This window comes from Gemmiger formicilis, from assembly GCF_016900095.1.
Lineage (GTDB): Bacteria > Bacillota > Clostridia > Oscillospirales > Ruminococcaceae > Gemmiger > Gemmiger formicilis_A.
In genome coordinates, this window is sequence record NZ_JACJJP010000017.1 from 45,331 (window position 1) to 65,879 (window position 20,549).

19 protein-coding genes and 1 pseudogene are annotated in these 20,549 nt (G+C 64.0%); 12 read left to right on the forward strand and 8 right to left on the reverse strand.

Going from position 1 to position 20,549, the window contains the following annotated elements; all coding sequences use genetic code 11:
* Window positions 1-254 precede the first annotated feature (254 nt).
* From H6B15_RS09355 to H6B15_RS09370, 4 genes are read left to right on the forward strand one after another with little or no spacing between them, the layout of a single operon-like run.
* A complete protein-coding gene (locus H6B15_RS09355; RefSeq protein WP_204647723.1) occupies window positions 255-1,109 on the forward strand; it encodes a DegV family protein in 855 nt (284 codons plus the stop codon).
* Window positions 1,106-1,699: a hypothetical protein gene (locus tag H6B15_RS09360; RefSeq protein WP_204647724.1), complete on the forward strand. Its 594-nt coding sequence runs from the start codon at window positions 1,106-1,108 to the stop codon at window positions 1,697-1,699. Before H6B15_RS09355 ends, H6B15_RS09360 begins: the two co-directional genes overlap by 4 nt.
* 24 nt (window positions 1,700-1,723) lie before the next feature.
* On the forward strand, window positions 1,724-3,355 hold the full coding sequence (locus H6B15_RS09365) for a GH3 family domain-containing protein (RefSeq protein ID WP_204647725.1): 1,632 nt from the start codon (window positions 1,724-1,726) through the stop codon (window positions 3,353-3,355).
* Window positions 3,352-5,892, forward strand: a complete 2,541-nt coding sequence (locus H6B15_RS09370; protein WP_204647726.1) for an HD domain-containing phosphohydrolase — start codon at window positions 3,352-3,354, stop codon at window positions 5,890-5,892. The genes H6B15_RS09365 and H6B15_RS09370 overlap by 4 nt, the downstream gene beginning before the upstream one ends.
* Before the next feature lie 112 nt (window positions 5,893-6,004).
* Here the strand turns inward: H6B15_RS09370 and H6B15_RS09375 are convergent, their stop codons facing one another.
* Window positions 6,005-6,589 (reverse strand): ECF transporter S component, encoded by a 585-nt coding sequence (locus tag H6B15_RS09375; RefSeq protein WP_204647727.1) that lies wholly within the window; start codon window positions 6,587-6,589, stop codon window positions 6,005-6,007.
* Window positions 6,590-6,688: 99 nt separating this feature from the next.
* Complete coding sequence (locus tag H6B15_RS09380) at window positions 6,689-7,108, reverse strand: cupin domain-containing protein (protein ID WP_243424356.1); 420 nt, start codon at window positions 7,106-7,108, stop codon at window positions 6,689-6,691.
* A 134-nt stretch (window positions 7,109-7,242) separates the two neighbouring features.
* On the opposite strand from H6B15_RS09380, the gene H6B15_RS09385 reads away from it, so the two are divergent.
* A complete protein-coding gene (locus H6B15_RS09385; RefSeq protein WP_204647729.1) occupies window positions 7,243-8,133 on the forward strand; it encodes a LysR family transcriptional regulator in 891 nt (296 codons plus the stop codon).
* Window positions 8,134-8,190: 57 nt separating this feature from the next.
* Here H6B15_RS09385 and H6B15_RS09390 read toward each other — a convergent pair whose 3' ends face one another.
* Together H6B15_RS09390 and H6B15_RS09395 are read right to left on the reverse strand one after the other, a co-directional pair.
* Window positions 8,191-8,937: a nitroreductase family protein gene (locus tag H6B15_RS09390; protein WP_204647730.1), complete on the reverse strand. Its 747-nt coding sequence runs from the start codon at window positions 8,935-8,937 to the stop codon at window positions 8,191-8,193.
* A 4-nt stretch (window positions 8,938-8,941) separates the two neighbouring features.
* On the reverse strand, window positions 8,942-10,063 hold the full coding sequence (locus H6B15_RS09395; RefSeq protein ID WP_204647731.1) for a DUF362 domain-containing protein: 1,122 nt from the start codon (window positions 10,061-10,063) through the stop codon (window positions 8,942-8,944).
* 421 nt (window positions 10,064-10,484) lie between these two features.
* Here H6B15_RS09395 and H6B15_RS09400 point away from each other — a divergent pair, with 421 nt between their 5' ends.
* Window positions 10,485-11,480, forward strand: a complete 996-nt coding sequence (locus H6B15_RS09400; protein WP_204647732.1) for a hypothetical protein — start codon at window positions 10,485-10,487, stop codon at window positions 11,478-11,480.
* Window positions 11,481-11,546: 66 nt separating this feature from the next.
* Here H6B15_RS09400 and H6B15_RS09405 read toward each other — a convergent pair whose 3' ends face one another.
* Complete coding sequence (locus tag H6B15_RS09405) at window positions 11,547-12,431, reverse strand: undecaprenyl-diphosphate phosphatase (RefSeq protein WP_204647733.1); 885 nt, start codon at window positions 12,429-12,431, stop codon at window positions 11,547-11,549.
* A gap of 137 nt (window positions 12,432-12,568) precedes the next feature.
* Here H6B15_RS09405 and H6B15_RS09410 point away from each other — a divergent pair, with 137 nt between their 5' ends.
* From H6B15_RS09410 to H6B15_RS09420, 3 genes are all read left to right on the forward strand, one after another.
* Window positions 12,569-13,234: an HAD family hydrolase gene (locus H6B15_RS09410; RefSeq protein ID WP_204647734.1), complete on the forward strand. Its 666-nt coding sequence runs from the start codon at window positions 12,569-12,571 to the stop codon at window positions 13,232-13,234.
* Window positions 13,235-13,257: 23 nt separating this feature from the next.
* The gene (locus H6B15_RS09415; RefSeq protein ID WP_204647735.1) at window positions 13,258-14,448 is read left to right on the forward strand and encodes a pyridoxal phosphate-dependent aminotransferase; all 1,191 of its coding nucleotides are present in this window, start codon (window positions 13,258-13,260) and stop codon (window positions 14,446-14,448) included.
* A 96-nt stretch (window positions 14,449-14,544) separates the two neighbouring features.
* Window positions 14,545-15,651 (forward strand): L,D-transpeptidase, encoded by a 1,107-nt coding sequence (locus H6B15_RS09420; protein ID WP_204647736.1) that lies wholly within the window; start codon window positions 14,545-14,547, stop codon window positions 15,649-15,651.
* Between the two features lie 47 nt (window positions 15,652-15,698).
* Here the strand turns inward: H6B15_RS09420 and aroD are convergent, their stop codons facing one another.
* Genes aroD through H6B15_RS09435 form a run of 3 tightly spaced genes read right to left on the reverse strand, consistent with a single transcriptional unit; the run spans window position 15,699 to window position 18,555 of the window.
* A complete protein-coding gene (gene aroD, locus H6B15_RS09425; protein ID WP_204647737.1) occupies window positions 15,699-16,484 on the reverse strand; it encodes a type I 3-dehydroquinate dehydratase in 786 nt (261 codons plus the stop codon).
* 13 nt (window positions 16,485-16,497) lie between these two features.
* On the reverse strand, window positions 16,498-17,937 hold the full coding sequence (locus H6B15_RS09430) for a polysaccharide biosynthesis C-terminal domain-containing protein (RefSeq protein ID WP_243424357.1): 1,440 nt from the start codon (window positions 17,935-17,937) through the stop codon (window positions 16,498-16,500).
* 36 nt (window positions 17,938-17,973) lie between these two features.
* Window positions 17,974-18,555, reverse strand: coding sequence for a M48 family metallopeptidase (locus tag H6B15_RS09435; protein WP_204647738.1), 582 nt, complete (start codon window positions 18,553-18,555; stop codon window positions 17,974-17,976).
* Window positions 18,556-18,719: 164 nt separating this feature from the next.
* On the opposite strand from H6B15_RS09435, the gene H6B15_RS09440 reads away from it, so the two are divergent.
* The 3 genes and pseudogenes from H6B15_RS09440 to H6B15_RS09450 form a co-directional block, all read left to right on the forward strand.
* The gene (locus H6B15_RS09440) at window positions 18,720-19,430 is read left to right on the forward strand and encodes a tRNA1(Val) (adenine(37)-N6)-methyltransferase (RefSeq protein ID WP_204647739.1); all 711 of its coding nucleotides are present in this window, start codon (window positions 18,720-18,722) and stop codon (window positions 19,428-19,430) included.
* A 116-nt stretch (window positions 19,431-19,546) separates the two neighbouring features.
* Complete coding sequence (locus tag H6B15_RS09445; RefSeq protein ID WP_345941967.1) at window positions 19,547-20,323, forward strand: ABC transporter ATP-binding protein; 777 nt, start codon at window positions 19,547-19,549, stop codon at window positions 20,321-20,323.
* A gap of 21 nt (window positions 20,324-20,344) precedes the next feature.
* Window positions 20,345-20,549 (forward strand): annotated as a pseudogene (locus H6B15_RS09450) (hypothetical protein); the annotation flags it as partial.

Consider the following 20,549-nt stretch of genomic DNA (forward strand, 5'->3'; position numbering starts at 1 on the left):
CCCTTTTGGGGTTCCGGTTGTGCAAATTGACCGTGCCCTGGTGCCAAACCGGTGCCACGGCACAAGGTATGGTCGGGGATGCCCGCCACAGCGTCCTTTTTCCCGTATCGGCAAATTCGTTCCGTTCTTGACAATCTCCCCCCGCCGCGTGCATAATAGAGTAGGTTTCGTCTACCAAAATGTGGGGCGGACCCGATTGTCATCGCATTGTCAGCAATCATTTTTGTTTTTGATTCACAAAGGAGTTGTGGCGGATGGTACATATTTTGACCAATTCTGTCTGCGATCTGACCCCGCAGCAGTTGGAGGAACTGGGCGTCACCGCCATTCCGGACACCATCGCCTTCAGCCCCACCGAACAGTACCGCAACAACATCGAAATCGACCCGCCCACCCTCTACCGCCGCCTGGAGGGCTGCGCCGAACTGCCCAAAACCGCCCACCCCAACCTGGACCAGTTCATGCAGGCTTTCCGGGAGGCCGCCGCGGCCCCGGGCTGTACCGAGCTGCTCTGCCTGAGCCTGACCAGCAAGATGTCCGGCTCCTGCAACACCGCCCGCACCGCCGTCAAGTTGCTGGAAGAGCAGGGCTTTGCCACCCCCGTCACCGTCTATGACAGCCAGCAGGTTTCCTACGGACTGGCGGTGCTGGTCAAGGAGGCTGCCCTTCTGGCAGCCCAGGGCCTGACCGCCGCCCAGATCGTGGAAAAGCTGGAGGCGCTGCGTCCCCACGTGGGGGTATACTTTGCCATGGAATCCCTGGCCAACGCCCGCAAGGGCGGCCGCGCCGGGGCCATCCGGGTGCTGGCCGCCGACCTGCTCAAGGTCAAACCCATCCTGGTGTTCAAGGACGGGCTGGTCAGCGATATCGGCATTGTGCGCGGGTTCGACCGCGCCGTGGACCGGGTGGTGGATATTTACCGGGAAAAAGCCGTCTACGGCGGCGAGGTGTTCCTTTTCCACGCCGACCGCACCGGGCTGGCCCAAACCGTGGCCGACCGGCTGCTGGCCATCGACCCCGACGCCCGGATCACCATCGGCTGGGTGGGCGCCGTCATCGGCATCTACACCGGGGCGGGCTGTCTGGGCCTGGCCTTCCGCCAGAAATGACGGCGGTCCGGCTGTGCTGCCTGGGGTTGGGGGCCCTGGCTTTCGGGCTGATGGCTCTTTCCGATTACGCCCAGGTGCTCCGCGGCAAGCGGGGCGCCGGGATTCTGTTTCCCCTGGGCGGGGCGTTTCTGGCCCTGGCCACCGCCGTACTGGCCGCCGATGCCTGGCGCCGGTACGCCCGGGGTCCGCTGTCCCCTTTGTGGGGCGCGGGTGCCCTGCTCATGCTGGCACTTTTGGTCTATACCCTGTTTTTTGCCCTGCCGGCGGGGGGCAGCAGCGTCACCACCGCCGAGAAGGATGTGCTCCGGCCCCTGGTGAACACCGGCGTGTTCGCCCTGTGCCGCCATCCCGGCGTGTTGTTCCTGGGCGGGTTTTACGCCTGCCTGTGGGGGGCCCTGGGGGGCTGGGCCCTGGGTGCCGCCTTCCTGCTTTTCACCGCCCTGGACGCCGCCTATGCTGCCTGGCAGGGGACCTGCGTGTTTCCCCGCAGCATCCGGGATTATGCGGCCTACTGCGCCGAAACACCCCGGTTTCTGCCCACCCTGCGCAGCCTGCAACGCTGCCTGCACACCCTGCGCACCCCGAAGTAAAATCTGGAAAAGGGATGGTTCACCATGACCTTTGAGGAAAAACTGAAACAATGCCCGGCCGCCGAGGTCTGGCAGGAATATTGCGGCTTTCTGGACCTGAGCTTGCCCGAGTACATGCAGATCCAGAAACGCCTGGTCATGGAGCAGGTGGAGCTGATGGCGGCCTGCCCCCTGGGGCAGCGTCTGTTCAAGAACGGGGTGCCCCGCACTGTGGAAGAGTTCCGCACCATGGTCCCCCTGACCAAGTTTGAAGATTACGCCGACGTACTGCTGCCCCAGCGGGAGGAGATGCTGCCCGCCAAGCCGGTGGTGTGGCTGCACACCACCTGGGAGGGCGGCGACTTTCCTTCCAAGCGTGCGCCCTACACCGAGAGCATGCTGGAAGCCTACACCCGCAACATTCTGGCGGCCATGATCCTGTCCACCAGCACCGGCCGGGGGCACTTTCATGTGCGGCCCGGGGCCCGGGTGCTGTACAGCCTGGCCCCCATGCCTTACGCCACCGGCATGTTCCCGGACCTGATCCGCCCGCAGATCCGCCTGCGGTTCATGCCCTCGGTGCGGGAGGCCCGCAAGATGAGCTTCGGCCAGCAGACCCGCCTGGGGTACAAGCTGGCGGTGAAGCACGGCATGAACCTGTTTTTCGGCATGAGCAGCGTGCTGTACGGGGCCACCCGCAGCCTGGACGGGCTGGTCGGCAGCGGCGGGGGCGGCGGCAGCCTGAAGATGCTGTGGGGCATGAGTCCCCGCATGCTGGTGCGGCTGCTGTCGGCGCTGTACCGCTGCAAGCGGGACGGCACGCCCCTGCGGCCCCGGGACCTGTTCAAGCTGGACGGGTTCGTCTGCGTGGGCACCGACACCGCTTTGTACAAGAACGAGCTGGCGGAAGCCTGGGGCATCCGGCCGCTGGAACTGGCCGGCGGCACCGAGCCTTCCTGCATGGGCACCGAGACCTGGAGCAAGAACGGCCTGGTGCTCTTCCCCGACGCCTGTTTCTACGAATTCATCCCCGAGCACGAGTATATCCGGGAACTGGAAGATCCTTCCTACACGCCCCAGACCTATCTGATGGATGAGCTGGTGGCCGGCCAGAAATATGAGCTGGTCATCACGGTGCTCAAGGGCGGGGCCTTCCTGCGCTACCGGGTGGGGGACATCTACCGCTGCCTGCGGCTGCGCAATCCGGAAGACCAGCTGGACCTGCCCCAGTTCGAGTATGTGGACCGGATTCCCACCGTCATCGACATTGCGGGCTTTACCCGCATCACCAAGCGGGAAATCGAGAAGGTCATCACCCTGTCCCGGCTGCCGGTACGGCACTGGTTTGCGGTGAAGGAGTACGACGCCGACGGTCACTCCTACCTGGACCTGTATGTGGAGCTGGATGCCGTCGACGCCGGGTCCGCCGTCCTGACCAAACAGATTCTGCAGGAGCATCTGTCCATCTATTTCCGCTCCTACGACGGGGATTACAAGGACCTGAAACGGCTGCTGGGCATGGACCCGCTGCGGGTCACGGTGCTGAAAGCTGGCACCATGGACGCCTACACCGCCCGCACCGGCCGCCATGTGCCGCCGGTGGGTGCCCCCCGGGAAATTGTGGTGGACATTTTGCACATGCAGGGTCCCGCCCCGGAAGGGGGTGAGGCCCGGTGAGTCTGAACGAACGGCTTTTCATCGTTGTGCCGCTTCTTTCTCTGCTGTGCAACCTGTTTTTGTTCCTCACAGCCCTGAGCACCAAGAAAGACCGCCTGGTGTACGCCTTCATCGCCCTGCTGGGCGCCTTTACCATGTGGTCCGGCGGGTCGCTGTTCATGCGGCTGCAGCTGGCCCCGGGGTACCCGTTCTGGTACATGGTGTCCATCACCGGCATCTTCCTGGTGCCCTTCCTCATCTACAACTTCATCTACCGGTTTACCGACACCAAAGCCCCCTTCTCCCATGTGGTACAGGGGCTTATCTGGCTGGTGATCCTGCTGCTCAACGCGGGCAACGTGTTCATCACCAACCCCCACATGGTCAACGTGGGGCACGAAACCCGGTTTGAATACGGCACCTCTCCCCTGGTGATCATTCCTATCCTCATGGCGGTGTACACCCTGCTGGCGGCCTGGCGGCTGGCTTACAAGAGCTGCCGGGACGGCCGGTCCGATCTGGCCCAGTTCCGCCCCATGCTGGTGGGCGTGGCGGTCATGTTCGCCTGCACCGTCTCCGCCGTGCTGCCCCAGATGGTCTCTCTGCCGGTGGACACCTTCTCCTGCATGGTCAACGCCTGCTGCCTGTACTACATGCTGTACCGGCGCCGGCTGGTGCCCCTGCGCAGCTTTGCCTCCAACGGGCCGGTGTTTGCCATCGCCCTGATCTGCGCCAGCGTGCTGCTGGTCAGCGGCTACCGCGCCGCCGATGCCTTCTATGCCCGGTATTTCAGCCAGTTCATGGCCTACAAGACCATCGTCTTTTCGGTGGCGGTATCGGTGCTCACGGTGCTGCTGTTCTGCCTTGTCCGGCGGCTGATGACCGCCATCCTGCTGAAGGGCGCCGAGCAGCAGAGCGAGGAGCTGCGCCGGTTCAGCACCGACGTGAACAAGACCCTGAGCCTGGACGCCCTGCTGCAGCTCTACCGGGATTACCTGCAGCACTCCATGCCCGGCTATACCGCCCGGGTGTTTGTGCTGGACAGCCGCACCGGCTGCTATGACATGTGCGACGCCACCGAAATGTCGGTGGCCTGCCGGGACAGCTTTGCCGCCGATGACCCCCTGATGGCCTGGCTGAAGACCCGGGGATGCTGTTCCCAGTATGTGGAATTCACCCGGTCCCGGCATTTCCGTGCCCTGTGGCAGAAGGAAAAGGACCGGCTGGAACAGATGCGGGTGGAACTGATGCTGCCCATCATGAGCGGGGAGGATATGACCGCCGTGACCCTGTTTTCCCGCCAGGACGACGCCCCCCGCCGGGCCCTGTCCCAGGAGCGGATGGGCATGCTGGATTCGGTGGCGGCGGTGCTGGCCATTGCGCTGAACAACGCTTCGCTGTACGAAGCCCTGCGCAAAAAGGCCCAGTTTGACCCCCTGACCGGGCTGTACAACCGCAGCTATTTCCAGGAAGTGCTGCAAAAGGACTTCGCCTTGGCCCGGCAGGCCCAGCTGTCGGTGCTGATCATCAGCTTTGACGATTTCCGTCTGTACAACGAACTGTACGGCAGCGCCGAGGGCGACCGTATCCTGAAACGGTTTGCGGACGCGTTGCGGGTGCTGGTGGCCAGCCGGGGCACGGTGGCCCGGTACAGCGGCAAGGAATTCATTGTCAGCTTCCCCTTCTGCGCCCCCGATGTGGCCACCGACTGTGCCGAGCAGGCCCGCCGCTGGCTGGAACGGGAGGTGGTGGGCTCCGCCCAGCTGAACCGCCGGTTCCTGACCTTCTCCGCCGGTATCAGCAGCTATCCTTCCTGCGCCCGCAGCGTGGAGGAACTGCTGACCTATGCGGGTATGGCCGTCTACTCGGCCAAGAACAGCGGCAAGAACCGCACCTGCCTGTACACCCCGGAACCGGAAGACAAGCGCATTGCCAAGAGCTACGCGTCCAAGCGGGCGCTGGCCGACAGCTGTTCTTCCACCATTTTCGCCCTCACCGCCGCCATCGACGCCAAGGACCACTACACCTTCAGCCATTCCCAGCATGTGGCGGAGTATGCCGCCGCTCTGGCCCGGGCCGCCGGGCTGGACGCGGAACATGTGGAGATCATCCGCCAGGCCGGGCTGCTCCATGACATCGGCAAGGTAGGCACCCCGGAAACCATCCTGACCAAGACCGGCCACCTGACCGACGAGGAATACGACATCATCAAACAGCATGTGGAATCCTCCACCTCCATGATCCGGTATCTGCCGTCCATGGACTATGTGATCCCCTCGGTGCTGGGCCACCACGAACGGTGGGACGGCAGCGGCTATCCCCGGGGCATTGCCGGGGAACAGATCCCCATCGGGGCACGGTGCCTGTGCCTGGCCGACTCCTTCGACGCCATGGTCTCCCGCCGCAGCTACAAGGATGCGCTCAGCGTGGAGCGGGCCTTGCAGGAGATCGAGGCAAACCTGGGTTCGCAGTTCGACCCCCGTCTGGGCAAGCTGTTCATTGACCTGGTGCGCAGCGGTAAGATGCGGGTCTATTCCGACCCGGTGCCCGAAACCTGAATTCCATAAAACAAAACCGGCGCTCCCGCTTGTACACGGGAACGCCGGTTTTGCTTTGGGGCAAAAGAAAAGCCCCTCCGCCGCGGGGGGACGGAAGGGCAAGGGGAAAGGTTCAGTGGTTCTTTTCGGTGCAGCTGTGGCTGTGGGCATGGTTGAACCGACGCAGGCCGGTGCGGTCCAATGCCACCATGAAGGCGGGGATGAACACCAGCTGCAGGATGATGCCGGGAACGGCGTTGGTGAAGGCCCCGGCCAGGAAGGCGGCCCAGGTGAACCCGGAACCTGTCAGGCCCAGCAGGACCACTTCCACCAGACCCCAGACCAGACGGCCGCCCAGCATGGCACCGATCAGGCAGACATACAGGGCCTTGAGGCACTTCCAGCGGGAATGGGCGTACAGCCAGCCGGCCAGGATGCCGTAGGCGGCCAGCTCAAAGGCCATGGCCACACCGGTGGGATAGATGGGCGGCATCCCGAAGAGCAGATAGCGCAGCAGGGGCAGCACAAAGCCCACCAGACCGCCGTACTGCCAGCCGCAGATCAGGCCGCACAGCAGCACGGGCAGGTGCATGGGCAGCAGCATGCTGCCGATCTGCGGAATCTGCCCGGTCAGGAAGGGCAGCACCAGGCCGATGGCCATGAACATGGCGGACAGGGCCAGATTCTGCACCCGCGGATTCAGAGTGTTCTTTTGCATTACCAGAAATCTCCTTTTCGCAAAGCGTGTGCGGCCGGGGTAAGGCCGGCCGTACTGGTATTATGATACCATATCCTTCCAACGCCCTGCAATATCAAATCAGTGTAACTTTTGGTACTCTTGCGGGTCCACCGGTTCACACCATTCGTTGGAGGTTTCCTCCCCCGGCACCTCGATGGCCAGGTGCTGGAAGGCACTGTCGGGGGCAGCGCCGTGCCAGTGCTTGACTTCCGGCGGAATGTTCACCACATCCCCGGGATGCAGTTCCCGGGCAGGTTTTCCCCATTCCTGGTAATAGCCCCGGCCGGCAGTGACCAGCAGAATCTGCCCGCCGCCGCTCTTGGCGTGGTGGATATGCCAGTGGTTGCGGCAGCCTGGCTCAAAGCTCACGTTGGCAATGCCCACCTGGGTGGAAGACAGTCCCTGCAGCCAGCTCTGGCCGTCAAAATACTGGGCGTAGGCGTCGTTGGGTTCGCCCACGGGGAAGATGCTCTGCTGTTTCAGTTCGTTCCAATCCATCGTATGACCCTCCTGTGTTTGGGGCCGGGAAAGCGGCCGTTTTTCTTTTATTGTACCCCTTCCGCCCTTGACAGGGAAGTGCCGGTTTTGTACCATAGCATTAACCAAAAGTTTCTACTGCAAGGAGGGGTTCCATGTTCAACCCACAACTGACCGCCTTTGTCCGGGTGGCGGACCTGGGCAGCTTCAACAAGGCGGCAGAAAGCCTGTTCATCTCCCCCACCGCCGTGATGAAGCAGGTCAACGCCCTGGAAAAGCATCTGGACCTGACCTTGTTGGTGCGCGGGCGCCGGGGGGTGTCCCTGACCCCCGAAGGCCGGGTCATCTACCGGTATGCCCGGCAGATGTTTGAGCAGTCGGCCAAAGCCGTCCAGGAGGCCCGGGCGGCGGCGGATTTTGCGGCCACCACCTTCTGTGTGGGCACCTCCATCCTCAATCCCTGCAAGCCCTTCATGGATTTGTGGGACAGGCTGGCGGGGCAGTTTCCCGGCTACCGGCTGCACATTGTCCCCTTTGAGGATGACCACGAAGGCATCCTCGGCGAGATCGGCGCATTGGGGGTGAAATTCGACTTTCTCATCGGTGCCTGCGATTCCCGCCAGTGGCTGGACCACTGCCGGTTTCTGCCCCTGGGAGAGTACCACCATTGTGTGGCGGTGCCCCGGGACCATCCCCTGGCCGGACGGCAGCGGCTGACCCTGCAGGATCTGTACGGCCAGACCCTGATGATGGTCAAGCGGGGGGATTCCCCCTCGGTGGACCGGGTACGGGCGGAGGTGGAGCGCCACCCCGCCATCCGCATCGAGGACACGCCCCAGTTCTACGACCTGGAGGTGTTCAACCGCTGTGCCCAGACCCGCCAACCCCTGCTGACCCTGGATTGCTGGACGGAAGTACACCCTTCTCTGGTGACGCTGCCGGTGGACTGGGATTTCCACATTCCCTACGGGCTGATGTACCAGAAAGACCCCATCCCCGACGTAGCCCGGTTTGTGGAGCTGGCCCAGGCGCTGGTCCGACCGTAACGGGCCGACAAAAACAGGAGCCGTCCCGGCCGGGACGGCTCCTGTTGCTGTAGGGGGTTATTCCACCCCGAAGGGGAAATCCTTCAGATAGACGGCCGCGCTGCGGCTCATCTCCCTGCTGAAATCGCTGTTGTACTTGAAGGCACAGAAGGGCGGAATCTTGGCGTCGAAGTCGTACTCGCCCCCGGCCCGGGCGGCAAAGTCCGCCCGCAGCTCCTCCTCGGTGCGGTCGCGGTAAACGTTCTCGCAGACGACGGCTTCGGCGGGGAAACGGGTGGGCTTTTTCCGGTCTTTCTGCTGCTGGGTTGGACGGCCGAAGATCAGCATGGCCGCCGGCACCACCTGGGGCGGCAGATGCAAAGCGGCGCGCACCGCCTCGCAGTTTTCCAGCACGTCCCCGATATAGCAGCTGCCGATGCCCAGGCTTTCGGCGGCGGTCACGGCGTTCTGGGCCGCGATGCAGCTGTCTGCCACGGCCAGCAGCAGGTCCCCGGGACCGGGGTCCCGGATCTCCACCCCCGCTGCCCGGTAGGCCCGGGGCCAGCGGCGGCAGTCGGCCAGAAACACCAGGCACAGAGGCGCCTGGGCGATCATGGGCTGGTGGTCGCACAAATCGGCCATGGTCCGGCGCAGCTCAGGGTCGGTGATGTCCAGAATGGTATACAGCTGCTGGTTGCCGGCGGTGGGTGCCTGGAAGGCCGCTTCCAGAATGGCGGCCCGCTCCTCGGCGGTGACGGGTTCTTCGGTAAACACCCGCACGGATTTGCGGGCGCTCAGCTGCCGCAGGGTCTCGTTGTCCACCATCCGATCACACCTTCTTCAGCACGTAGTCCTGGGTGCCCAGGCCGATCTTCTCGGCATGGTCCAGGCATTCCTTCCAGGTAGCGGCGGGGGTCACATCGATGAAGTTGTCCCCGCAGCAGCTGAAGTTCTTGTCCGCCCGGTGCTCGCCCAGCAGGCTGTCGGGCAGGGGCTCGGCGGCCTGCACGGCGTCGGCGCAGGCGCGGTCCAGGGCCACCGGGTCAAAGCTGGCAAACATGCCGATGTCCGGCACGATGGGGGCGTCGTTCTCCCCGTGGCAGTCGCAGAAGGGGGACACGTCCATCACCAGGCTGATGTGGAAGTTGGGACGGCCGTGGCAGACCGCCATGGCGTACTCGGCCATCTTGCAGTCCAGCAGGGCGTTGGCGTTGTCGTCGGGGGCGTAGATGGCGTCAAAGTTGCACCGGCCGATGCACCGGCCGCAGCCCTTGCACAGATCCTGGTCGATGACCGCCTTGCCGGTGTCGTAGCTGATGGCGTCGGAGCCGCACTCCTTGGCGCACTGCTGGCAGTTGCGGCAAAGACCTTCCTGCACCACCGGCTTGCCGGCCTTGTGCTGTTCCATCTTGCCGGCGCGGGAGCCGCAGCCCATGCCCAGGTTCTTCAGCGCGCCGCCGAAGCCGGTGGACTCGTGGCCCTTGAAGTGGTTCAGGGAGATGACAATGTCCGCGTCCATGATGGCCCGGCCGATCTTGGCGGTGGGGCAGTACTCGGCGTTGGGCACCGGCACTTCGATGTCATCGGTGCCGCGCAGGCCGTCCGCAATGATGACCTGGCAGCCGGTAGTCATGGGCCAGAAGCCGTTTTCCTGGGCGGCGCCCAGGTGTTCCAGGGCGTTCTTGCGGCGGCCCGGATACAGGGTATTGCAGTCGGTCAGGAAGGGCAGGCCGCCCTGGGCCTTGACCACGTCCGCCACCGTCTTGGCCCAGTTGGGGCGCAGGAAAGCCAGGTTGCCCGGCTCGCCGAAGTGAATCTTGATGGCCACGAACTTGCCGTCCATGTCGATCTGGCCGATGCCGGCGGCCTTGATGAGCCGTTCCAGCTTTTCCTGCAGACTGGTGCCGGGATGTACCCGGAAGTCGGTATAATACACGGTTGCTTTTTCCATAATAGACACAGCCTTTCCCAATAAAGCTTCCGAATCAGGGAAATCTTTCCCACCCATATTATAAAACCGATGGTGCCGTTTTGCAAATTCCTGGAATTTCACATTTTAACGCGTGACATGGTGCAAACCTTATGGTATACTAAAGAATACAATTTGATTACAAAAGCCGTGCACGGCGGGAGATTTCTTCCGCCGCGCTTACTTTGAGCCTTGGAGGTGCGTTTCCACGATTTCTGCAACCAAACGTCTGCGCCGCTGGCTGGCCGGCGGCGCGGCCGCCTGTCTGCTGGCTTTCGGGCTGCCTGCGCAGGCCCATGCGGCCGATACCTTTGACGCCACCCTGGACCAGCTCAGCGAGCTGCAGTCCCTGGCCGAAACCTACACCCAGGAAAAGGGCAGCGGGGACGATCCCCTCGTCCTGATGCTGGCCTACACCCGGATGGGATCCTACAACGATACGGTCTGGCAGCTCACCGCCGGGTCCAAGGACCCGGATTTCGAGACCTATGTGCTGGACAAGAACAGCGACCTGGGCGATTTGATGGGCATGGGGGAACTTTCCCTGCCCAACGGCCAGACGGTGGACTTCGGGCATCTGCTGGCCTCCATCAACCTGGTGTACCGGGGTTTGCCCATCACCGGCAGCTGGGGCGGCGACTGCATGGAGCTGGCCCAACAGTATGAGGGCCAGGCTTCGGACGCCGAAGGCTACCGCAGCCTGATGGAAGGCGCCCTGGGCGGCGACGATGCCACCAGCATGTTCGGTGCCAGCGACCTGCGCTCCGACCTGGATTCGGTGAACATCGGGTCCCAGCTCACCGCCGATTCCAACCTGGCCGACCTGATGCGCACTTACTATACCGACCTGGATGATTACAACCGCGCCTACCAGTTCGTGGCCCTGAGCTTCGGCAACACCGACACCGGCAACACCGACCAGTTCCGGGAAACGGTGTACAACGCCCTGGTTTCGGACACCGGCATGCAGCTGCTGCTGTATATGAAAGGGATGTGGACCTCCGACGGCTGGACCCTGAAGAGTGAGTACGAACCCGCCCTGCGGGGTGCCGCCTACGCCTTTGCGGACAATCTTTCCGCCACCCTCAACGGGGAGACGGTCAAGTCCGAGGGCAGCGGGCTGAAGGTCATGTCCGGCCAGTCGTTGTCCGATGCCCTCAACGCCCTGGGCGAAGGGGACGCCGCCAACGCGGCCCTGGGTGCCCTGAGCAGCGCCGCCAGCACGGTGACCGATTCCGACGCGGTTTCCGGTGCGTTGGACGAGGCCACCGCCACCCTGAAATCCGGCTTTAATGCCCAGGTGTTCCAGCTGGTGCTGCTGGTGATTGCCGCCGCTGCCCTGTTCGGGGTGATCATCTTCCTGGCGCTTATGTCCCAGCAGGTACGGCGCCGCCGCTGAGTTCTGCACATGAAAAAACCGCTCTGCCAAATTGGCAGGGCGGTTTTTGTTTGCTTTATGGGGTTTTCAGGCCGCGGCCGGGGCGGCGGGCGTCTTGAGCACAAAGGTCTGCACCAGCCAGATGACCAGGACCACCACACCCAGGACGATGCGGTACCAGCCGAAGACGGTGAAGGTATGGCGCTTGACGTAGTCCATCAGGAAGCGGATGGCCAGCATGGACACCAGGAAGGCCACCACGCAGCCCACCAGCAGCACAATGACCTCGGTGGCGGTGAGAGCGTTGCCTTCCAGGAAGAACTTGACCAGCTTCAGCGCGCTGGCGCCGGCCATGACCGGAATGGCCAGAAAGAAGGTGAACTGGGACGCGCAGGGGCGGGACAGCCCGCACAGCATGCCGCCCAGGATGGTAGAGCCGCTGCGGGAGGTGCCGGGGATCATAGCCAGCACCTGCCAGGCACCCACCTGGAAGGCCTGCTTGTAGCCGATATGGCTGAGCTTGGTGGTGCGGGGCGGGCGGGGCCGGCGCTCGATGAGGATGAAGGCCACGCCGTAGAGGATGAGCATGGCGGCCACCGTGATGCTGTTGTACAGGTGGGCGTCCAGCCAGTCATCCAGCAAAAAGCCCAGCACCGCCGCCGGCAGGCAGGCCACGATGATCTTGCACCACAGCCGGACCACCGGCCACCGGAAATGGCGGCCAAAACCGCTGTCACGGCCGTTGTCGGCGCAGAAGGGCCACAGTTTTTTGAAGTAGAGCACCAGCACAGCCAGGATGGCACCCAGCTGGATGACCACCCGGAACATGGACATAAAGGCGTCGCTGAACTGGAATTTCAGCACCTGTTCGGCCAGGATCATGTGCCCGGTGCTGGAAATGGGCAACCATTCGGTCACGCCTTCAATCACGCCGTACACAATGGCTTTCAGGATTTCGATAAACAATTCCATCGGTATATCCCCCTATCGTATCCCTTATCATAGCACATTTTTATGCGTTTGGCACCTGTTTTTTTACCTTTTACAACTTTGGGGCCGATTGACAGCCGCGGTATAATGAATACATAAGGATTCTGAGGTGGAAAAGTATGTACAATACCGTGATCTTTGACCTGGACGGCACCTTGCTGAACACCCTGGACGACCTGGCCGACGCCGGGAACCGTCTGTGCGCGGCGCGGGGCTGGCCGCAGCACCCCACGGATGCCTACCGCTATTTTGTGGGCAACGGCATTCCCAAACTCATCGAACGCCTGGCCCCGCCGGAGCAGCGCACGCCGGAAATCCTGGCCGACGCCCTGGCCTGGTTCAAGGCGGACTACGGCGCCCACATGCGGGACAAAACCGCCCCCTACCCCGGCATCCGGGAGATGCTGGCCCGGCTGCATGCGGCGGGGGTGCAGATGGCGGTGTTTTCCAACAAGGCCGACGCTCTGGCCAAGGGGGTGGTGGCCGATTACTTTGACCCCGCCCTGTTTGCGGAGGTGCGGGGCCAGCGCCCGGAGGTGCCCACCAAGCCCGCACCGGAGGGCACCCGCGCCCTGCTGGCCCAGCTGCAGGCCGACCCGGCCCGCACCCTGTATGTGGGGGACAGCAACGTGGACATGGAAACCGCCAACAACGCCGCGCTGGACGGATGCGGCGTGCTGTGGGGATTCCGCACCCGGCAGGAACTGGAGGAGGCCGGCGCCAGATACCTGGCCACCGACGCCGGAGAACTGGAACGCATTGTGCTGAACGGCTGCAAGGAATGAGAAATTAAGGAAGGGGTACCAAGATGATTGCACAACACTACGTAGACATGCTGGGCGGCAAGTCGGTGATCCGGCAGCTGTCCGAATGGAGCACCGCCCGGGGCACCGAGATCGGGTACGAGAACGTCTTTGACTATTCCCTGGGAAATCCCAGCGTACCCTGCCCGCCCAAGTTCACCCAGACCATGCTGCGCCTGCTGCAGACCTGCGACCCGGTCACCCTGCACGGCTACAGCCCCACCCTGACCATCCCGTCGGTGCGGGCCGCCGTGGCGGAAAATCTGCGCAGCCGGTTCGGAGTGCCTTACACCGCCGACCACATCTTCATGACCACCGGCGCGGCGGGGGCCCTGGCCCATGCCTTGCGCTGCGTGGGGGTGCCGGGGCAGAACGTCATCACCTTTGCCCCCTATTTTTCCGAGTACAAACCCTATGTGGAGGGCGCCGACATGACCCTGCGGGTGGTGCCGCCCCGGGTGGAGGATTTCCAGATTGACTTTGACGGCCTGGAGGCCCTGCTGGACAAGGACACCGCCGCCGTGCTCATCAACACCCCCAACAATCCCTCCGGCGTGGCCTACAGCCCCGAAACCCTGCGCAATCTGGCTTCCTGCCTGCAGGCGGCCTCAGCAAAGTTCGGGCACCACATCTTCCTGATTTCCGACGAGCCCTACCGGGAAATCGTCTTCGGCGGCGCTGCCCAGCAGCACCCCGCCGCCTACTACGCCGATACCCTGACCTGCTATTCCTTCAGCAAGAGCCTGTCCCTGCCCGGGGAACGCATCGGGTATGTGGCCGCCAATCCCGCCTGTGAGAAGGCCGAACTCATTGTGCCCATGTGCGGCCAGATCAGCCGCGGCACCGGCCACAACTGCCCGGCCAGCCTGATCCAGCTGGCGGTGGCCGAATGTCTGGACGTGACCAGCGACCTTTCGGTGTATGAGCGGAACATGGAACTGATCTACGCCGAGCTGGTGCGCCTGGGCTTCACCGTCCTCAAGCCGGGCGGCACCTTCTACATCTTCCCCAAAGCCCTGGAGGAGGATGCCACCGCCTTCTGCCGCAAGGCCCAGGACTACGACCTGGCCCTGGTGCCCGGCGACGGCTTCGGCTGCCCGGGATACTTCCGCATGGCCTACTGCATCGACACCAAAAAGGTGGAGCGCAGCTTTGACGCCCTGCGCCGGTTTGTGCGGGACTGCTACGGCCGCTGATGGTAAATTCCGGCAGGATGCGCACAACCCGCTGCCGCCGCACATACTGACAGGGGGTTCCATGCCCCGTACCATGAACGCAAAGGGGAATCGCCGATGTCCACATCCAAACGACCCGACCGCCGTCCCGTCGCCCGACGCCAGGCTGCCCGGCGCAGGGCGGCCCGTCTTCGCAAAGCCCGCAGCACCCTGTTAGGGTGTGTGGCGGCGCTGCTCATCGTCTGCCTGGGGTCCGGGTTGCTGCTCACCCAGGGCAAGGCGCCCAAACCCGCCGCCGACACCGGGGATTCGCCGGACACCACCGTGATGGCCGACGCCAACGCCGAGAGCGATGCCGCCGGCACCACCGATGCCACCGCCGCCCCCGCTCTCAGCGAGGCGGAACAGCGCATCGCGGATGCCACGGCCCAGGCTTCGGCCAACACCACCGGCAACGCCCCCACCGTCACCGACCCGGACACCTGGAACGCCAAGGGCAAGGAGCTCATGGACCGGCTGAGCGCCGACGAGTTCTTTGTCAGTGAGGGCATCAACGTCAACGAGAAGGAAGGGTTTCCCTACCTGATTGCGGTGAACCGGGCGGCTTCCACCGTCACCGTCTACACCCTGGACGAGGAAGGCCGCTACACCGTGCCCTATATGGCCATGGTGTGTTCCGGCGGCTCGGATACCCCTCTGGGCTTTTTTGCCACCCCGGTGGACTATCCCTGGCGGCTGCTCAGCGGCCCCTGCTACGGCCAGTACGCCACCCGCATCTGGGATGCCTACCTCTTCCACAGCGTGCCCTACTACACCCAGCACAAGGACGACCTGGAATATGACCAGTACAACCAGCTGGGCACCCCGGCATCCCTGGGCTGCATCCGGCTGGCCGTGGTGGACGTGAAGTGGATTTACGACAACTGTGACCTGGGCACCCGGGTGATCATCTACGACGACGAGAACGATCCCGGCCCTATGGGCAAGCCGGGCACCATCTACACCGACCCCGCCGACGAGACCCTGCGGGGCTGGGACCCCACCGACCCCGACCCGGAAAACCCCTGGGACGACAAATACCTGAGCGGCACGGCCATCCGCAGCCAGTCCGCCTGGGACGAATGGAACGCCGCCCAGGCCGACGGCCGCTGGTCCGGCAGCCTGACCCCCACCGACCTGCAGGGGTACAGCACCGATTCCAGCGTTGTGGGAACCCGGGGATAAACCATATGTAAAAAAGCAGATACCCGCTGTGGGTATCTGCTTTTTGTTTATTCCAGTGCCTGGCCCACCGCCTGCACCGCCGCCCGCAGATGGCGGGCATCGGGCTGGCCGGGGGCGCTGGCCGCGCCGCCCACGGCGCCAAAGCTGGCACACACGCCGAAGGCCCCGCCGCACAGCCGGGTCACGGCGCCTGCCGCCCCCATGGCCATGGTGATCAGGGGCGTTTCGGGCCGGCGGGCCGCCGCCTCGGCGGTGGCCTGCAGCAGCCGGGCTCCGTCCGCCGGGCTCTGGGGCATTACCGCCAGCTTGGCTATATCCGCCCCGGCGTTGGCCATGGACACCAGCAGGTCCACCATGGCCCCCGTGGCCGGGGTTCTGGCAAAATCGTGGCAGCTGCACACCACCTTTGCCCCCGCCTTGTGGGCGGCGTCCAGCAGGGTGCTCCGCCAGGGGTCCCCCACCGAAAATTCCACATCCAGCAGATCAAACCCGCCGGGGGCTGCCTCACACAGTCCGGTGAGCAGTTCCCCGTAGGCGTCGGGGGTCAGGTCGGCCGGGCCGCCCTCCCGGGCGGTGCGCACTGTGGCCAGAACGGCCCGCTGGGGGGCCGCTTTCCGCACCGCAGCCAGGGCTTCGGCCGCTGTGGCGGGGTTCATGTCCGCCAGTGCGTCCAGCCGCACCTCCAGAATATCCGCCGCCGGAGCCGCTTCGGCCGCCAGCGTTCCCAGTTCCGTCGCCGTGGGCGCCGTCAGGGGGACAATCACCTTGCAGTCCCCCGCCTTCATCCGGCAGGGCGCCGAAAGCACCGTGCCGCGCACCGCAACATCCGCCATCTGTATGCCTCCTTCAGGCTTTTTTGTGATGCAGCCGCCCGGCCACCATGCCAAGCAGCTTCTGGGCCATGCTGTACACTTCCCGGAAGTTCAGCCCGCAGACCACCATGGTCAGGATGGTCACCGGGGCCACCCAGTTTTCCACATAGAACAGCACCCAGATTTCCACCAGAATCAATCCCAGGTTCACGATCATCCACTTGGGATGGAAGTCGATGTACAGCAGACCCCGGGTGGAGTAAGCCCGCAGCAAAAACACCAGCAGCAGCGAAAGGAAGCTGGCCGAGGTGGCGCCCACCGGGCCCATCCACAGGATGAACAGATAGTTCAGCACCAGGTTGAGCAGGGCGCCTGCCAGCATGGTATACAAGGAACCGGAAGATTTTTTGTACACCACGTACACGCTGTTCAGGAAGTTGTTCAGGCAGGTGCACATGGACGCCAACACCAGGAAGGGCACAAACTGCCAGGCGTCGTAGTAGTCGGCCCGGAACAGGTGCATCATGGGCTGGCACAGCCAGATGATGCCCGCCGCACAGCAGAAAAGCACGCTGGCATACACCCGGAACACCTTGCTGAAGAAGGCTTCCCGGTCCTCCTCCACCGTCACGGCGGAAAGCTGCCAGGCTTCGTAGAAGAACTGTCCCACAAAGGTGATGATCTGGGGCAGATAGTACCCCGTGCTGAGCAGGCCCACCCAGGCTTCGCTGCTGCGGCCCTCGTAGCCGCCGCACATGGCCTGGACATAGAACTGGTCGGAAGCGTTGATGATCCAGAAGCTGATGGACGCCGGGATCATGGGCACGCAGTAGCGCAGCATCTCCTTCCAGAGGGAAAGGCTGAACTTGCGCAGGTTGAAGTAATGCCGGCACCCGCCCGCCAGGAACACAAAGGCCGCCGAGCAGATATCCGAGCAGAACAGGGCCAGCAGATAGCCGGTGGCCCCCATGTTGAAGACGCTCAGATACAGGAAATAGAAGCCCAGCAGGGTCAGGGTGGTGAGCACGCCGTCCACGGCCACCAGCCGGTTGCACATGCGGGCGCGGATGAACTGGGTGCACAGGGTGCGCAGGCAGCTGGCCAGCACGCACAGATACAGCAGCACCAGATAGGAGGCCGCGTTGGGGATCATGCGCACCAGCGGCCAGAACAGCACCATGAGGGCGAACCCGGCCAGGATGGTGGCCAGGCCGTTCATGAAGACGCTGGATTTGTCCTTGGTTTTGTCCAGCCCGAAGCGGATGACCGCATAGCTCACCCCCAGGCTGACCACCGGGATGAGCAGGTTGGTCACGCTCTGCATAAGCTTGATGACGCCCATGACGTCGGGGCTTTCCAACGCATAGGTCAAATAGGGCTGGATGAACAGGCTGACCAGCTTGGAGCTGAAGTTGGAGATGGCAAACAGCAGTGTGTTGCTGACCAGCATGGAATATTTCTTGTTGTCAGACAAAGGGTGGGCCTCCCTGCTTTTTTTATAGTGTATGGGTCAGTCTATGCCGGGACCGGGCGGCGGGGTGCGCAGCATGGCACGGCGGGCGCGGTAGTCGGGCAGAACCCGCCCCACCGCCGCCCAGAAGGCCGGGCTGTGGTCCGGATGGGCAAAATGGCAGAATTCGTGTACCACCACATATTCCTGGGCGGCGGCGGGCATGGTGCACAGCCGCAGGGAAAACGCCAGGGTGCCGGTGCGCAGGCTGCAGGACCCCCACCGGGTGTGCATGTTCCGCACCGCCACCTTGGGCATCCTGCCGCCGGGGCAGGTAGAGGCAAACAGCGGGTAGTAGGCTTCGCACAGGGCCCGCATATGGGCCAGGGCCTCCGCCTTTCCGGGCAAGGGGGCGGCGGCTTCGGCCTCGCTGCGGGCAGCCACCCGCTGCCGGGCCCGGCAGACCCAGTCCGCCCGGGCGGCCACAAAGGCATCCACCGCCGACGCCGGTACCCAGGAGGCCGCCGACGCCGCCACGCTGCCGTCCGCCCGCACCCGCAGGTTGATGTTGCGCACCCGGCGCCGGGTCAGGGTGTATTCCACCCCGCCTGCACGACGCACCGCGGTTTTTGGCTGCGCCATGGTCCTCGCCTCCTTTCGACCCGTTTCTTCTGTGCCTATTGTACACGTTTTCACCGGCAAAGGCAAATATTCCCCGCTTCTTCCGGGGCCAGGCCTTCTATGGTATAATGATGGGCAGATCACCGGCGTTCCAGCGCCGGAAACCCAGCAAAAGGAGAATTTTCATGCCCACCGAAATTCTGGACAACGGCACCCGGGTGTGTACCGCCCCGGGGGCCACCTTCGGTACCGACGCCCTGCTGCTGGCCCGGTTCGCCCCGCCCCGTCCCCGGGAGCGGGCGCTGGACCTGTGCAGCGGCTGCGGCATTGTGGCCCTGTGCTGGCACGATATGGGCCACCGGGGCCCCTGCACCGCACTGGAACTGGACGCCGAGGCGTCGGCCTTGTGCGGGGCAGCGGTGGCGGAAAACGGCCCCGAAGCCGGGCACATTACCCCTGTGTGCGGGGACCTGCGGCAGTTCTGCCTGCCGGGGCCGGAGCGGGAACAGTTTGACCTGGTTGCCTGCAACCCGCCCTACTTTCACGGCGGATACCAGAGTGCCGCCCTGCGCCGGGCCCAGGCCCGCCACGATGACAGCTGCACCCTGGCCGACCTGGCCGCCTGCGCCGCCCGGGCCCTGCGCCACGGGGGACGTCTGGCCCTGTGCCAGCGCCCCGAACGCCTGGCCGAAGTGTGCGCCGTGCTGTGCGCCGCCGGGCTGGAACCCAAGCGGCTGGCCCTGGTGAAGAACAACGCCGGGGACCGCCCCTGGCTGTTTTTGCTCCAGGCCCGCAAGGGCGGGCACCCTGGGCTGGAATTTCTGCCGGATGTGCTCCTGTGCACCGGAGCCGGACGGTACGGGTCCGGCAGCGGAGAAATTCCTGCTTTGCCTTAAAATTTACATCTTTCGGCATAAAAAGGGGTTTTCTGCCGCGGCGGGCTATGGTATCATTAGATTATATCTGTTTGCGGGCCGCCGGGGCGGTCCGTTTGCCCGAAAGGAGGCGCGCCGTGGCGGCGATCATACATACCGAAAAACTGCGCAAAGTCTACGCCGTAGGCAAAGAGCGGGTCATCGCCCTGAACGACGTGGACATCAACATTGAAAAAGGGGAATTCTGCTGTATTGTGGGCCAGTCCGGCAGCGGCAAGTCCACTTTGCTGAACCAGCTGGCCGGGCTGGAAAAGCCCACCCGGGGCAAGGTGTTCATCGGCAAGCACGAGATCAGCGCCATGGACGAGGACCAGCTGGCCAAATTCCGGCAGGAACACCTGGGATTCATCTTTCAGAGCTACAACCTGCTGCCCAGCATGACCGCGGCGGAAAACGTGGCCCTGCCCCTGATGTTCAAGGGCGTTGCGCCCAAAAAGCGGTTGGCCATGGCCCGCAAGGAGCTGAAAAACATGGGGCTGGGCGGCCGGGCCAACCATCTGCCCACCGAGATGAGCGGCGGCCAGCAGCAGCGGGTGGGCATCGCCCGCGCCTTTGTGGGCCGGCCCAAGGTGATTTTTGCGGACGAGCCCACCGGCAACCTGGACTCCACCACCTCCAAGCAGGTGCTGTACCGGATGCTGGAACTTTCCAAGCAGGAACAGATCACCTTTGTCATGGTCACCCACGAGCCGTCCCTGGCGGCCTGTGCCGACCGGATCATCACCATTCTGGACGGCAAGGTCCAGAGCAACGTCCGCCAGCCGGACGACGTGAAACAGCACAACCGCGACGAACTTTTCGCCTCCATCCGGGACAACCTGGAAATCGGTGGCGCAGCAGCCAAGGAATCCTAAAAGAATGAGGAGGAACATTCTGTGAAACGCTTACAAAAAATCACGGCCAGCCTGCTGCTGGCTGCGGCCCTGTTTGCAGGGTCTGTGTGCGCCCCGGCGCTGGCGGAGGAAACGCCCTCGCCGTCCCCTGCGGCCCTGGCGGCATCCGGCTCTTCGTCGGTGGCCGCCACCCCCACGCCTTCTCCCGACGTGACCCCCACTCCCGCTCCTTCTCCCTCTGCGATGC